The organism is uncultured Thioclava sp. (assembly GCF_913064665.1).
GTDB lineage: Bacteria > Pseudomonadota > Alphaproteobacteria > Rhodobacterales > Rhodobacteraceae > Thioclava > Thioclava arctica.
On record NZ_CAJYBT010000022.1, the window covers coordinates 39636 to 54174 of the forward strand.

The following is a 14539-nucleotide window of genomic DNA, read 5'->3' on the forward strand; positions in this document are numbered from 1 at the left end:
ATGACGATGCTGCGCCTCATTCCGCTATGCTTGCTGGCCCTCGCCGCGTGTTCCAACCCTGAAAAGGTCGCACGCTATCCCATCGAACCGCCTGCGGTAAAAAAGAGCCTGCCAAACCGGATTGGCACCGCTGAACTGCGCGAGGTGTCCTTGCCGCAATATGCCACCGCGCAAGAGATCGCCTATCAGACGCCCGATGGGGCGCTGCGCTCGAACCCCGACAATCTGTGGGCAGATGACCCGGCGCGCTCCATTACGTTGGCCCTAGCGCGCCAAATCTCGGCGATCTCGGGGGCGACCGTGTTGTCTGATCCCTGGCCGCTCTCAGACCCGCCGCGCCGCCGCATAGAGGTGCGCATCGAACAAATCCTGCCGGGCGCCGATGGGGCCTTGCATGTTTCGGGTGTGTATTTCGTCTCGCCTGCCGGGTTGAATGGCGGGGGAGATGTGGTGCGCCGCTTTGACTTTAGCGTGCCCATCGCAACGGGCGAACCCAGCGCCATCGTGGCAGCACAAGGGGCCGCGGTGTCAGAGCTAGCGAAACGGATCGCAGCGCTGAATTAAGACGTGCTGACGAAGCGGCCGAATTCGCCCTTGGCGAAAACGAGGGGTGCGCCAACGTCTGACTGGGTGAAGCGCGTGACGCGGCCAATGATGATGGTGTGATCGCCACCGTCATGGCGCGCCTCTGTGACGCATTCGAACCGCGCCAGCGCGCCCGCCAGTAACGGCACGCCATCGGCATTGGGCGCATAGCTCAGCCCGTCAAACCCATCGCCACGCTGGGTGAAACGGCGCGCGATTGCCTCTTGATCGTCGCGCAGCACATGCACGGCAAAGGCGGGGGCTTGCGTGAAATGGGCATGGCGCATCGAACTGCGCGCGGCTGACCACAAGATCAACGCAGGCGAAAGCGAGACCGAGGCAAAGCTGTTCACCGTCATGCCCACCGGGGTGGCTGCATCGGTGCATTCACAGGCGGTGACGACCGTCACGCCAGTCGCAAATTGCCCCAGCGCATCGCGCAGCCGCCGCATATCCCTTGGGTCGGGCGCATGTCCCAACCCAGAAATCTCGGCTCGCGTCATGGCCGCCTCGATATCGTCGCTTTCACTCATACTCACTCCTTGCCTCATTCCTGAGATAAGGGACAGGCTGGCAAGAGCAAGCCTTAGCTGCATATTCCGGGAATATCCGCGCCGAGATCGCGCAAAATGTTGTATACGGCTTCGCCACTCGTTTCATGTGCTGGCGCTCGGGAACACGGTTTGGGGCCGTTGCCGCGACAAGCTCACGCTAAGGTCTGCAAAAAGTGATGTTGGACGAGCGTGTGTGCCAGCCTAATTCTCAGGAAACAGGCACGTCGGAAATGGAGACAGGCATGACAAAACGCGCAATCAAGATCGAGACGCTGGATGGGACGGCGCCCGCGGCAATCTTTACGGCTGAGGGGCACGCAGGCGCTCAGTCGCGCCCCGGCGTCATTCTTTACATGGATGCGTTTGGCCCGCGCCCTGCATTGGATGGGATGGCCGAGCGGTTGGCCGCGGCTGGCTACACCGTGCTTTTGCCGGATCTGTTTTATCGCTACGGCGCCTATGGGCCCTTTGACACGGCCACTGCCTTTTCAAACGCGGAGTCCCGCGACGTGCTTATGGAAATGTTGGGCAATACCACGCAAGACATGACGATCCGCGACAGTGCGGGATTTCTCGATGCGCTGGCAGCCGAAGGGGTGACGGGCCCGGTGGGCACGGTCGGCTATTGCATGGGCGGCGCGCGCGCGTTGAACGCTGCGGCCGCCTATCCCGAGCGGGTGGGAGCCGCCGCGAGCTTTCATGGCGGCGGGCTGGCCAGCGACGCCCCCGACAGCCCGCATCGCCGCGCCGCCGATATCCGGGCGCGGGTCTATGTGGGGTCTGCCGGGGTCGATAAAAGTTTCCCGCCCGAGCAATCCGCCCGGCTGGCACAAGCCCTGCGCGAAGCCGAAGTGGACCATATTATCGAGAATTACATCGGTATGGCGCATGGCTGGGCAGTGTCGGATCATGGCGTTTACGACCCCGAGGGATCTGAGCGACACTGGAAACGTCTGCTGAGCTTTTTCGAAGAGTCGCTTGGCTGAAACGAGCTATGCTCTCGTATTCTTGCTCTGTCTGGCGCCTTGTCAGCAGCTGGGTTTTGGCATCGTTCCAAGGCGTTCTAACGCCAATTCAGCCATTCTCGGTTTACTGCGCGTGCGCTTTCAAAATCACGATCTTCGTAGTGTAGGGCGGCGCATAATGTTGCAGACTGGGCTTTGAAAACGTTGAAAAAATCTGCCTGATTTGACTCAGAGAGTTGCGGAGCATTTGCGCATAACTTTGCGAAGTTTTCCTGAATCTTTGCGTGTCTTATCAGTGTTATATTGGATAATGACTTTCTGGGTTGAGCTTAGCTTTTTTCCGTTTTGAGGGAAAGAAAAACGAACGCATATCCTAAGTATTTCTCAACTCGGATCGCGTGGAGCGGGCAGAGGCTGAGATGTTGGTGACCAAGTCAAGAAAGCGACGGATGATTGTTGCGGGCGGAGGGGAAACCGTGTGACCGTAGACTGCTGCGCCGCAAAGTAATTGTTCGCGACGCCACGCGATGACCGGCCTGAACTGAGCTCAAATTATCTACAGGATCTGAATGTCTATTGCCTGAGGTTCTGCGTAACGGCAGCCCGATCTCTGTCGGGCTGCCGAAATCTGCTACGAGATTTCATCGGTCGAAGCGGTTATTTGGGCTGCCTTTATCCCTGCTTGCGGAGGAAATCAAAGTCACACCCTTCGGTGGCTGGCAGGACATGATCACGATAGAGCATGCGATAGCCTCTATCCCATTCACCCTTGGGTTCAACAAGTTCCGCTCGGCGGCGCTCAAGCTCTTCTTCGGAAACAAGCAGATCGATTGATTTGTGCGTTGCCGAAAGCCGGATACGGTCTCCATCGCGGACCAACGCAAGCGGCCCGCCAAGGTCTGCCTCTGGCGTCACATGCAGCACAATCGTGCCAAATGCCGTTCCCGACATGCGTGCATCTGAGATCCGCACCATATCTTTAACGCCCGCGCGCCCAAGTTTCTTCGGGATCGGTAGATACCCTGCCTCCGGCATACCTGAAGGGCTTCGAGGGCCAGCGTTCTGAAGCACGAGAACATCGTCAGCTGTGACATCCAGATCCGGGTCGTCAATACGTGCCGACAGATCATCAAGCGAGGTGAACACGACCGCGCGCCCTTCATGTTCAAGTAACTCGGGAGTGGCCGCGGCCCGCTTCAAGATCGCGCCGCCAGGGGCGAGCGAACCCTTCAGTGCAATGAGGCCACCTTGTGCATCGATCGGATCCGACGCCGGACGGATGAAGGTCGGATCTATTGGATCAATCAGCTCGCGATCCAATCGCTCGCCCATCGTCAGCCCGGTCAAATCCTGACAGTCACGAACAAGTCGGTCTTTGATGCCCTGCAAGACTCCATCCAGTCCGCCCGCATGATGGAAATCTTCCATATATCCATTCCCGACCGGTTTCAGATCCACGAGAACAGGCGTTTCGTCAGAAATCTCGTTCAATCGATCTAGTTCAATGTCGATCCCGAGGCGTCCGGCAACAGCCGCCAGATGGATCACCGCATTTGTAGAGCCAGATACCGCCATCAGAACGCGCAGCGCATTTTCGACGGACTCGCGTGTGACCAATTTGTCTGGGGTTGGGCCCCCGGTGACGGCCATTTTTGCGGCCAGTGCGCCCGTTTCCTCAGCCGCGCGAAGCCGGTCGGCATGGACGGCAGGAATGGCAGAGGTCCCGGGCAACATCATGCCCAAAGTTTCGGCGACCAGCGCCATGGTAGAGGCGGTGCCCATAACGGCACAGGTGCCCGCGGTCGTCGCAAGACGCCCTTCAATTCGATCAATTTCTTCTTGATCGACGCTACCTGCTCGGAATTGCCCCCAGAAGCGACGGCAATCGGTACACGCACCGAGACGTTCTCCCTTGTGGCGTCCGGTCATCATCGGGCCGGCAGCAACCAGTGAAGCGGGCTTGCCAGCCGACAGAGCACCCATCAAAAGGCCCGGCACTGTCTTGTCGCAACCGCCGAGAAGGACGACAGAATCCATCGGCTGAGCTCTAATCATCTCTTCGACCGCCATGGCCATCAGATTGCGATAGACCAGCGAAGTTGGACTTAGGAAAACTTCACCCAGCGAGATGACCGGGAAGGTGACGGGCAGTGCTCCTGCCGCGAGAACGCCACGCTTGACCGCCTCGATAAGCTCCGGGAAGTGACGGTGGCAATTGTTGAACCCGCTTTCTGTTGTGCAGATGCCGACGATTGGCTTGTCCAGTGACTCACCCGTGTAACCCATCGATTTTGCGAAGGAACGACGCAGGTAGCGCGCGAATTCAGGGTCGCCGTAATTGGTGAGGCCACCCATGAGGCCCTTGGCGTGTTCAGACATTGAGCGCTCCTTTCACGAGGCGATGGCGAACATATTTCGGTACGAGGTAGTCCATGATTCCGAGGCTCCCCCCTTCTCGCCCGAAGCCGCTCTCCTTGATGCCGCCAAACGGCGCTTCGGCTGTTGCCAAGAGGGTTTCGTTAATCCCGACCATGCCAGCTTCGAGGGCGTCGGACGTGCGCGCCGCGAGATCGCTGTCATTGGTGAAGACATAAGCGGCAAGGCCAAACTGGGTCGAGTTCGCGAGTGCGATGACCTCGTCGAAGGTCTTGAATGACGCAATCGGCGCCACTGGGGCGAAGGGTTCTTCGCTCATGATCCGCGCCGTTGCGGGAACATTCCCCAGAACGGTTGGTTCTAGGAAGTGTCCGTTCTCATGCTCGGCGGAGCGTTTGCCACCCGTGAGAATATCGGCTCCTCTTTCCTTCGCGTCTTCGATCAGGTCGATCGCTCCTTCCATCGCGCGCCCACGGATCATCGGTCCCGTGGTCACCGTCTCGTCGAGACCGTCCCCGACCTTCAGCCCAGCCGCATATTCGGCAAACGCCTTGCTGAACGGCTCCAGGATCTCTTCGTGGACATAAAAGCGCGAGGGCGAAATGCAGACCTGGCCGCAGTTGCGGAATTTGGTCGCGGCGAGCTTTTGCGCCGTGGCGACCGGATCGGCATCGGGATAGACGATGACCGGTGCGTGACCGCCAAGCTCCATCGTCACCTTCTTCACAGAACCTGCACATTGGCGCAGGATTTCCTTGCCGACGGGGACAGACCCGGTCAGCGAAACCTTGCGGATCACGGGTGAAGCGATGAGCTGAGCGACCATCGGTGCCGGCTTTCCGGTCAGGATCGAGAGCACGCCTGCGGGAAGACCCGCATCGAGCAGTGCCTGTCCGACTGCAAATGCCGAACCGGGCGCTTCGGAGGCCGGCCGGGAGATGACCGAGCAGCCTGCTGCCAGCGCCGCGGCGATCTTCCGCGCTGGTAGAAGCATCGGAAAGTTCCATGCAGACAGCGCGAGACAGGGGCCAATAGGCTGATAGTTGACCATTAGCCGTTCATCTGGGTTCCGTCCCGGGATGGTCTGACCGTAGATGCGCTTGGCCTCTTCGCCATACCATTCGAATTGATCAGCGCTCGCATTTACCTCGGCGCGTGCTTCGGCGAGAGGTTTGCCAGTTTCGGTTGACATCAGGCGGGCATAGGCTTCGTTGCGCTCGCGCAAGAGCTCTGCGGTGCGCCGCAGGATCGTGGCACGCGACCAGGCGGGCACCTGCGACCAAGCGATGAAGCCCTCGGATGCAGCCGCGAGCGCAGCCTCGATCTCCACCTGACCGGCGGCGGGAATTGTTCCGATGACCTTTTCGGTGGCCGGGCTGCGCACCTCGATCGTCTCACCAGATGCTCCCGGGCGCCACTCGCCTTCGAGAAGAAGACCGTAATTCTCGTACATTTCTGTTCCTCCTGTCGCTCAGATTTCGGACTGGGCGTATTTTTCCTGAACTTCCGCGCACCAATTGCCGACATTCCAGCTTCCGTAGGTACCCATGCCTCCAAGCGGATCGTGACCGTAGTAGACGGGCACGTAGACCAGACTGAGACCGGGATAGGCATGGGCCTTGGTGAGAGCGTCGTTAAGGCTTTCGGCTGTGTCGCCACCCGACAGGGCCAGAACGCCGGATACCGACGCGGCCATCGAGAGGTAATCGACTGCGACGCCGTCATTGGTGCGGTAGTCGATCTGATATTGCGCGTTTTGAAGCTGGCTGATCGCGGCCATGCGACGGTTGTCGAGCAGCAGGATCGTTCCGTGAACGCCATGCTCGACCCCGTCGATCAGAACCTGCGGGTTCATCATGAAAGAGCCGTCGCCAGTGAAGGCGATCCCGTAGCGGCCCTCGTCGGCAAGCCCGCCCGCGATCAGGCCTGACGCAGCAAAGCCCATATACGACGCCCCGGTCTCGGTGAAGGTTTCGCCGGGCGCGTTGTCTTCGACGATCTGGAAGCCGTTCGCCTGAACATCGCCCGCGTCGAACAGCTTCACCGCGCCGACTTTCCGCGCGAACTGATCTGCCGCATGCAGAACGAAAGGCTGCGTCAGCGCCGGGCGCCGCCACATTGGATCGTCGATCACCGGCGTCGCGAAACGTTCTGCCTTGAACCGCACCCAGTCTGCCTTCTGCGCGGCGCACTGGGCCAGCCAGTCGGACTTGTCGACGCTCTCGGTGTCCTTGAGGAGGCCGGTCAGTCGTTCGAGGATCACTGTCGCATCACCGCACAAGGCAATCGTGTTGTTGTAGTGCTGAACGTCACGCGGATCGGGATTGATGTTGATCACCTTGCGCGCGTTCGGCCAGCCAATGCCCGAGCAATCGCTCTGACAGACCGCGCGGCTACCGATAAAGATCGCGAGCTCTGCGTTTTCCATCGCGAAATTTCCGGAGATCGACCCCTTGGAGCCGCCAACATGCATGTTCTGCAGATGGGCATCAGGCAAGACGCCGGTCGAGCCGGGGCTAAGCACAACGGCGGCACCTGCTGTTTCGGCAAAGCGGGTCAGCGCGGCCGAAGCCGAACGCGAGCCTCCTCCTGCCTTGATCGCAATCTTGGCGTTAGAGCGGATCTCGTCAGCAGCTGCCTGCAGCGTTGCGTCGTCTGTGGTGTTCACCGCGGGCCAATTCGGGCGCGTCGGCAGCGCGTCGATCCTGATCCGGCAGGATTCCGGCTGAGTGTTCAGCGGCAGGTTCAAGAAGAACGGGCCCGACTTCCAAGGATGGAAGACCGTCGCTGCCCCTCGACGGAGAGCGTCGCGCAGCGCCTGGGGCGTGTGCAGCGTATAGCTCTCGCCTATCGTCGATGTCATCTGAGCGAACAGGCCCTGCTGCGGCTTGGGGACCTGCTGCATGTTGTAGCCTTCGCCGTAGGTCGTCTCGTCACCGTAGATATGGTAAAGACCCACACCGTTGGAGGCCGCGGCCAAAGATCCAGCCAGGGCCTGCAACGCACCGGGGCCGATCGAGGTCACGACAGCGCAGGGCTCATCATAGATCCAGCGCAGCGCGGTCCCGGCATGGGCCATCTCGACCTCATTTCGGAACTGGTAGCCGCGGATCAGGCCCGCTTCCTCATAGATGCGCAGCGTCTCGCCCAGCTCGGTCGAGCCATGGCCGAGGATCATCAGGTATTTGCGGACGCCTTGGCGCATTAGCCCGAGAACAAGTGCCTCGGTCAGCGGCAGGTCAACTGGCTTGGAGAAGGCCCCGGCGGCGATTGCCGCCTTGAGCCCGCCCGCCGCAGCGATCCATGCGGCGCGGTCTTCGCGCGTGGTCGCTTGAGCAATCGTGCTGGGCATCACTTGGCCTCCACGATTTCGATGGCGCGCCCTTCGCGCGCCGATTGCTCCGCAGCCAGTGCAAAGCGCAGCACATCACGCCCTTCGCGTGCGGTCAGTTTGGGGTCGCCGCCATGCCGCAGAACGGCGAGGAAATGCCGGGTCGATTGAACAAAGCTTTGTTCCCAACCCTTGGCAATGTCGCGATATTCGGTGACGTCACCGTCGCGATACAGGACCAGCGGGGCCGGGTCACCGATCTGGCCGTGGCCGCAGTTGATCCACAAGATGCCCGACGTGCCGGTGATCTCGACCCGGTCGTCTTGCGCGTAATACTGCGAAGCGATTTCCAGATCGGGGGAGTAGACGACCTCGAGATTGCCGATCCGCTGGCCGGGGAAGCGGAAAGACACGATCGAAGGCGCGTCGAAGAAACCGCCGGTGGGGCGTTCGGTCTGGTGAATGAAGGAATGGACCTCTTCGGGGTTGCCCATGAAGTGCCATGCGAGCGCGAATTTGTGGTGCCCGTCGTCAAAGACAAGCGGCCCGCCGCCGGCGGCTTCAATCGACTGGCGCCAGGCATCGGCGGCGCCGGGGACTTCCCAGGCTGTCTTGCTGGTGCCGGGGTTCGACTTGAGGCGGATCGAAAGCGGTGTGCCGATCGCGCCGTCTTCAATCAGCGCCTTCGCTTTCATGACGGGGGGGTGAAAGATGAAGTTCTCGAAGATCTTGAACGGGCGAGAATAGGCCTCTGAGGCCTCGACCAGCTGATTTGCCTCATCCATGTTCATGCACATCGGCTTTTGCAGGGACACGATCTTGCCCGCGTCCATCGCCTTCAAAGCGGCTTCGAGGTGCAGGTGGTGCGGTAGCAGAAGTTCCACCAGATCCACGTCGTCGCGGGCAAGAAGCGCGTCGAGATCTGTCTCGATTGCGGCATCGGTGCAGCCCCATGCCTGCGCGCGGCCTTGAGCAATGCTTGCATCCCGGTCGCACAGTGCCGTGATTTGTGCGGCAGGATTGTTCAGGTATTCGATGGCGTGAAGATCGGAGATGCGTCCCGTCCCGACGATGCCAACTCGGATGGGCTTGGATGTCATATTTCAGTCCTGTCCTTGATTGGTGGGGAGACGGTCGCAAGGACCTGATCCCCGATTTCTTTGAGGCGTGCCTCGTCGACGCGAACAGAGGGGCCGGACACGCCGAGCGCCGCGATCATTCGTCCGTTCTGATCGAAGACCGGACACGCGGCGCAACGGATCCCCTGTGAGAATTCCTCATCGTCGATTGCGTAGCCGCGCTCGCGGGTTGCCGAGATCTCGGCGTCCAGTTGCGCGCGGTCGGTAATCGTTTTGCTGGTATATGGCGGCATCTCATTCGGCACCACGGCATCGCCGAAGGCGAGAAACGCCTTCCCGAGTGCCGTGCAGTGCAGTGGGGAGAGTGAGCCGACGGGATGGTCGACTTTGAGCGGAAGTTCCGAATTGACCTTATCAATATACCAGACGCGGTCTTCCACCAGAACGGCCAGATGGGCGCATTCTCCGGTGGTCCTTACAAGCGCTTCAAGGGCAGGGCGCACCTTTTCCTTGCAACTGATGATTTCCGAAAGGCTATGCCCTGAAGGGGCGGGATTCTCTCTGGGTGTCAGTAGATATCGGCGGGACTCGTCTTGGCTCGCGTAGCCGGCCGCCACGAGTGTCTTCATTATGTGCGAGGCATTGGGTTTTTCCACGCCAAGCTGCGCCGCGATTTCGGTCAAGCGCATCGGTCCTTGCGCGTCTCGAAGGATGTCCAGAGCGATCAGGCCGCGGCTGAGAGATTGAAGAAGGCGCATACATTATTCTCCACGGATGCATCAGTTTGACTTCGAATGTTTGCATATATTAAACAATCAGTACAGCATAAGAAAACATTTGCACCCGTTTTTAGGTTCATTTCCGGGAATAGGGGGGTGACTGACAAAATGCAATGAGTTTTGTTGACCTATGAATAATATTATGATGGAAGGGATCAGTAGGAATTAAATAAGTTTAACAATGTTAAACATGGGAGGAGAAAGAAATGGCAAACCTTACTCGGCGCGGACTTTTGGCGTCAGCTGTCTGTGTCCCGGCGGCTAGCGTCTTTTCATCAGCGTTCGCTGCTGGTGGGGAGGTGACGATCAGTCACTATTTCACCGGCGAGCTCGGGCTCAAGGCGTTCGATGCGCAGATCGCGCGCTTCGAGGCAGCTACCGGCTATTCTATGAAGGACAGTCCTGTCGGCCATGAGGACTACAAGACAGACATTCTGGTGCGTGCCGCCGGCAACAGTCTGCCGGATGTATTCAGCTACTGGGCTGGCGCAAGGGTCCAGTTCATCGTCGACTCGAACAGTCTTCGCCCGATCGACGACGTCTGGAAGGCTGCTGGTCTCGACAAGACCATTGCGCGCTCAATTGCCGAGAGCGCAACGATCTACAATGATAAACGCTACCTTGTTCCGCTGAACTATCACTATGCGGGGGTGTTCTATAACACGAGCGTATTGGCGGATGCTGGCGTGACAGAAATGCCTACCGATTGGGATGGCTTCTTGGCGCTATGCAAGACCCTTAAGGACAAGGGAGTGACGCCGATCGCGCTGGGGTCCAAGAACCGCTGGCCGGCGCAGTTCTGGTTCGACTATCTGCTTCTTCGGACGGCGGGCCCGGATTATCGCGCACGTCTCATGGCCGGGGACGCCTCCTATGACGACCCAGAGGTCCGCAAGGCCATCGAGATGTGGAAGAGCCTGATCGATGCCGGCTATTTCGTTGAAAACGCGAATGCCGATACTTGGACTGATGCGGCTGATAAGGTCGCACGTGGCGATGCTGCGATGACCCTTATGGGGACTTGGATCACCGGCTACTGGGATGGACTCGGCCTCGAGCCGGGCGGGGACTACGACTTCTTCGCTTTCCCGACCATTGATGCCAATGTTCCGAACACGTCGGTCGGTCCAGTCGACGGGCTTGTGATCTCCGCGAACGCGAAGAATGTCCCGGGTGCGGAAGCATTCCTTGAATTCATGGTCTCGAACGTCGAGGTGCAAGCGGACTGGAGCAAGGCTCAGGGCGCACTGTCGGCCAACGTGAATGTTGACCCCTCGAATTATAGTCCCGTGATGTACAAAGCCTTCCAAACGGTCGCGGATTCACAGGCCTTCGCCTTCAACTACGATCTCGCAACCGCGCCGCCGGTCGCCGAAGTTGGGTTGTCGATGTTCGCCAGGTTTATGGACGACCCTTCGCAGGTCGAGACGATCCTGCCGCAGGTTGCGAGCGACGCGAAAGCTGCATTCGCTCAATAACCTGAATTGGCGAGCCGCCTCTGCATAACGGGCAGCTCGCCCTCGTTACTTAGGAGAAAGACATGGACCGCACGAACCGCTTCTGGCGCATCGTGTTATTGGCGTTACCGTTGACGGTGTTCGGCGTATTGGTGGTCTGGCCACTCTTTACATCGTTCTACTATAGTTTCACGAACTGGAACGGTTTCAACGAGAGCTACGACTATGTAGGTTTCGATAATTTCCGAAAAATATGGACAGATCACCTCTTCTACGGCGCCATCGTGAATACGGCGATCTGGATGGTTGCGGCCATCTTCGGCCCGACGGTGCTTGGCTTGACGCTAGCGTTGCTGCTCGACACGAACATCCGTGGCGCAAAGATATTCAAGACGATCTTCTATCTACCGATATGCCTATCCTCGATCGTTGTGGGGCAGATTTGGATCTGGATCTACCAGCCCGACTGGGGATTGCTGAATACCATGATCGAGAGTGTAAGCGGCGAGAAGTTCAATTTCGCATGGCTCGCGCGGCCCAACTCCGCACTCTACTCGGTAATCATCGCATGGTCCTGGCAGCAAACAGGCCTTGCCATGGTCGTCTACCTCGCTGGGCTTACGTCCGTTCCGAGTGACTTGCTTGAGGTTTGCGCTATTGAGGGCGCCTCGACCTGGCAGCGGATCCGGCGCGTGATCTTGCCGCTTCTTACCCCGTCAACCGTGGTCGTTATCGCGCTGTCGATGATTAATTCTCTGAAAGGGTTTGATATTCTCTACATCATGACGGGTGGTGGGCCATTCAACTCATCCGATACCCTCGCGATGTTCATGTATAATGAGAGCTTTAAGAAATACCTGATGGGATATGGCAGTGCCATTTCCGTTGTGCTGTTTCTGATCGCACTCACCATCATCGGTGTCTACTTCCGGCAACTCAAGAAGGTGGATGAGATCTATGGCTGATGTCGCGACCATTCATACCAAACGGTTCAACCCCTGGCCGGTCACGATCTTCGTGGTGCTGGTCATCCTCGCCGCGCTTTTTCTGACGCCGACACTTGGCGTCCTGCTCTCTTCGATAAAGACGACGCGCTCAATCGCCTTGGGTGATCTGTGGTCGCTGCCCGATAGCCTGTATCTGGGCAATTATATCGAGGTTCTCAGCAATCCATCGGTGCATCGTTACTTCCTCAATACGTTGATCGTGACAGTCCCCGCGACCATCGCTTCGACCGGGCTGGGCGTGCTGGCAGGCTACGTATTCGCTAAACTTCCGTTCCGGGGAAGCAACCTTCTGTTCCTTGTCGTGATTGCGGGCATGTTCTTCCCGCCGCAGGTCATCCTCGTGCCACTCTTCCGGCTGTTTAATGCGCTGGGCATGATTGATACGCTTTGGCCGATCTTCTTCGTCCATACCGCACTGGGTATTCCGATTTGCACCCTGCTAATGCGCAATTTCTTTGCGACGGTACCGAATGCTCTACGTGAAGCTGCGATCCTCGAAGGGGCGAATGAGTGGAAGGTGCTGACTCGCGTGGCTCTGCCACTCAGCCTTCCAGCGCTTGCCGTTCTGGCGACGCTACAATTCACCTGGATCTGGAATGATTTCCTCTGGCCACTGATTTTCACGCAGTCGGACGAGATGCGCACGATCATGCTCGGCATCGTGAACTTGCGTGGGCAATACACCGTCGCATGGGGCGTTCAAGGGGCGTTGTCGCTCGTGGCCAGCCTTCCGACCATCCTCATCTTTCTGTTTTTCCAGCGCTATTTCATCAAAGGCATGACTATGGGCGCGGTAAAGGGCTAACACATGGCACAAGTACACCTAAAAGAAATCCGCAAATCGTTTGGCGCGGTAGACGTTATCCAAGGCGTGGATCTCGAGATCGACAAGGGCGAGTTCGTTGTCTTCGTTGGTCCTTCTGGCTGCGGAAAATCGACGATGCTCCGCATGATTTCCGGGCTGGAAGACGTTACCGACGGTACGATTTCGATTGGAGGCCGCGATGTCACCCATCTTGCACCGTCGAAGCGCGACCTCGCCATGGTATTCCAATCCTATGCTCTGTTTCCGCATCTGACGGTAGCCGAGAACATCGGCTTTGGCTTGAAGCTCGCGAAAACCCCGAAAGGCGAGATTCAGCGGCGTGTCTCCGAGGTCGCAGCGACGCTTCAACTTGAGAGCTTGCTCGATCGAACGCCTCGGCAGTTGTCGGGTGGTCAACGCCAGCGTGTCGCGATCGGGCGCTCAATCATTCGAAATCCGCGGGTATTCTTGTTCGATGAACCCTTGTCGAACTTGGACGCTGCGCTGCGTGTCCAAATGCGCCTTGAAATTGCGCGCCTGCATAAAAGTTTGCAGGACGTCACAATGATTTATGTAACGCACGATCAAGTGGAGGCCATGACATTAGCAGACCGTATCGTTGTCTTTAGGGCTGGCCAGGTCGAACAGGTTGGTAGCCCGATGGAGCTCTACCGCGACCCCGACAACGTTTTCGTAGCGGGTTTCATCGGCTCGCCTGCGATGAATTTCATGAAAGGTATCACGGAGGGGGCAGAGGTTCGGATTCCTGGTCTCGGGGATGCAACGATCCCCTGCAATTTCGCACTTCCTCCTTCTGGTGCCGAGGTCATCGTTGGGTTGAGGCCTGAACACTTATCCCTGCGTAGCGCGTCTTCGCCGATTACTGTCGATATTTCCGAGCAGCTCGGTGGTGTCGCATACGACTATCTGCACACGTCGACGGGTGAACGTATTGTTGTTGAAACGGATGGTCTGGATATCAAGCCAGCGGGCGAACAGGTGATCGTGGAGTTCAATCCTGCAGACGCTTTTGTCTTTGATGCGAGCTCAGAATTGAGGTTGCGATGAACTGCTGAACACGTCGGCTACGGAGGAGCCTGCCTCGGAATGGCTCTGGCAGCTCATGGGCGCGGAACAGGACGCCTATCAGACGATTGACGCCAAGGTGTGTCCTTCGTGCAGGTTGGCATCTTGGCGAGCCTGCGCGAATTTGGCCGGCTCGGACAGATCATGCTCGACCTGGGCGAGTTCGACGGCAAACGGTTCTATCCGCTTCGGTGGTGGAGCACATTCGCAAGGGCGGTGATCCCGCGAAATTCAGTGGCTTCCCGACGATCCCGAACGGCAGCTAAACGAGCCAATGGTGGGTCTTTCGCAATGACCACGGCGCCTTCGCCGCCAGTCTATCCATGTCCAACCGACAGCCAAGGTGGTCCTTGTGCGTTTCGCCTACTACTCGTATGGGCAGCACGGCTTCACCGCGCCCACCCCCCCCCCTTCCTCTCAAGCCCTCGCGCCGTACCTTATGTCGCGCTCCTTCAATGTTTTGCGCTGCCTAGTGCCGTCGGGTGCCTCCCTTAGCTGTATGCACGATGGTTGGT

Annotated in this window: 12 protein-coding genes; 6 read left to right on the forward strand and 6 right to left on the reverse strand. The window is 58.6% G+C overall.

Annotated features, from left to right (window positions below; all coding sequences use genetic code 11):
- On the forward strand, nucleotides 1-564 hold the full coding sequence (locus QZ571_RS10935; protein WP_295534438.1) for a membrane integrity-associated transporter subunit PqiC: 564 nt from the start codon (nucleotides 1-3) through the stop codon (nucleotides 562-564).
- Here the strand turns inward: QZ571_RS10935 and QZ571_RS10940 are convergent.
- On the reverse strand, nucleotides 561-1037 hold the full coding sequence (locus QZ571_RS10940; protein ID WP_295534473.1) for a flavin reductase family protein: 477 nt from the start codon (nucleotides 1035-1037) through the stop codon (nucleotides 561-563). The genes QZ571_RS10935 and QZ571_RS10940 overlap by 4 nt on opposite strands.
- A 344-nt stretch (nucleotides 1038-1381) precedes the next feature.
- On the opposite strand from QZ571_RS10940, the gene QZ571_RS10945 reads away from it, so the two are divergent.
- Nucleotides 1382-2125, forward strand: coding sequence for a dienelactone hydrolase family protein (locus QZ571_RS10945; protein ID WP_295534441.1), 744 nt, complete (start codon nucleotides 1382-1384; stop codon nucleotides 2123-2125).
- Nucleotides 2126-2776: 651 nt separating this feature from the next.
- Here the strand turns inward: QZ571_RS10945 and QZ571_RS10950 are convergent.
- The 5 genes from QZ571_RS10950 to QZ571_RS10970 are packed head-to-tail and all read right to left on the reverse strand — an operon-like array spanning nucleotide 2777 to nucleotide 9648.
- A complete protein-coding gene (locus QZ571_RS10950; RefSeq protein ID WP_295534444.1) occupies nucleotides 2777-4483 on the reverse strand; it encodes a dihydroxy-acid dehydratase in 1707 nt (568 codons plus the stop codon).
- Nucleotides 4476-5933: an NAD-dependent succinate-semialdehyde dehydrogenase gene (locus QZ571_RS10955; protein ID WP_295534446.1), complete on the reverse strand. Its 1458-nt coding sequence runs from the start codon at nucleotides 5931-5933 to the stop codon at nucleotides 4476-4478. Before QZ571_RS10955 ends, QZ571_RS10950 begins: the two co-directional genes overlap by 8 nt.
- An 18-nt stretch (nucleotides 5934-5951) precedes the next feature.
- Nucleotides 5952-7832: a thiamine pyrophosphate-dependent enzyme gene (locus QZ571_RS10960; RefSeq protein ID WP_295534449.1), complete on the reverse strand. Its 1881-nt coding sequence runs from the start codon at nucleotides 7830-7832 to the stop codon at nucleotides 5952-5954.
- Nucleotides 7832-8911, reverse strand: coding sequence for a Gfo/Idh/MocA family oxidoreductase (locus tag QZ571_RS10965; protein WP_295534452.1), 1080 nt, complete (start codon nucleotides 8909-8911; stop codon nucleotides 7832-7834). Before QZ571_RS10965 ends, QZ571_RS10960 begins: the two co-directional genes overlap by 1 nt.
- Nucleotides 8908-9648, reverse strand: a complete 741-nt coding sequence (locus QZ571_RS10970) for an IclR family transcriptional regulator (protein WP_295534455.1) — start codon at nucleotides 9646-9648, stop codon at nucleotides 8908-8910. The genes QZ571_RS10965 and QZ571_RS10970 overlap by 4 nt, the downstream gene beginning before the upstream one ends.
- 227 nt (nucleotides 9649-9875) lie before the next feature.
- Here QZ571_RS10970 and QZ571_RS10975 point away from each other — a divergent pair, with 227 nt between their 5' ends.
- The 4 genes from QZ571_RS10975 (at nucleotide 9876) to QZ571_RS10990 (ending at nucleotide 14006) form a co-directional block, all read left to right on the forward strand.
- Entirely contained in the window at nucleotides 9876-11147 is a 1272-nt protein-coding gene (locus QZ571_RS10975; RefSeq protein WP_295534457.1) for an extracellular solute-binding protein, read from the forward strand.
- Nucleotides 11148-11209: 62 nt separating this feature from the next.
- On the forward strand, nucleotides 11210-12091 hold the full coding sequence (locus QZ571_RS10980) for a carbohydrate ABC transporter permease (RefSeq protein ID WP_295534460.1): 882 nt from the start codon (nucleotides 11210-11212) through the stop codon (nucleotides 12089-12091).
- The gene (locus QZ571_RS10985; RefSeq protein ID WP_295534463.1) at nucleotides 12084-12938 is read left to right on the forward strand and encodes a carbohydrate ABC transporter permease; all 855 of its coding nucleotides are present in this window, start codon (nucleotides 12084-12086) and stop codon (nucleotides 12936-12938) included. Before QZ571_RS10980 ends, QZ571_RS10985 begins: the two co-directional genes overlap by 8 nt.
- Before the next feature lie 3 nt (nucleotides 12939-12941).
- The gene (locus tag QZ571_RS10990) at nucleotides 12942-14006 is read left to right on the forward strand and encodes an ABC transporter ATP-binding protein (RefSeq protein ID WP_295534466.1); all 1065 of its coding nucleotides are present in this window, start codon (nucleotides 12942-12944) and stop codon (nucleotides 14004-14006) included.
- Nucleotides 14007-14539 lie beyond the last annotated feature (533 nt).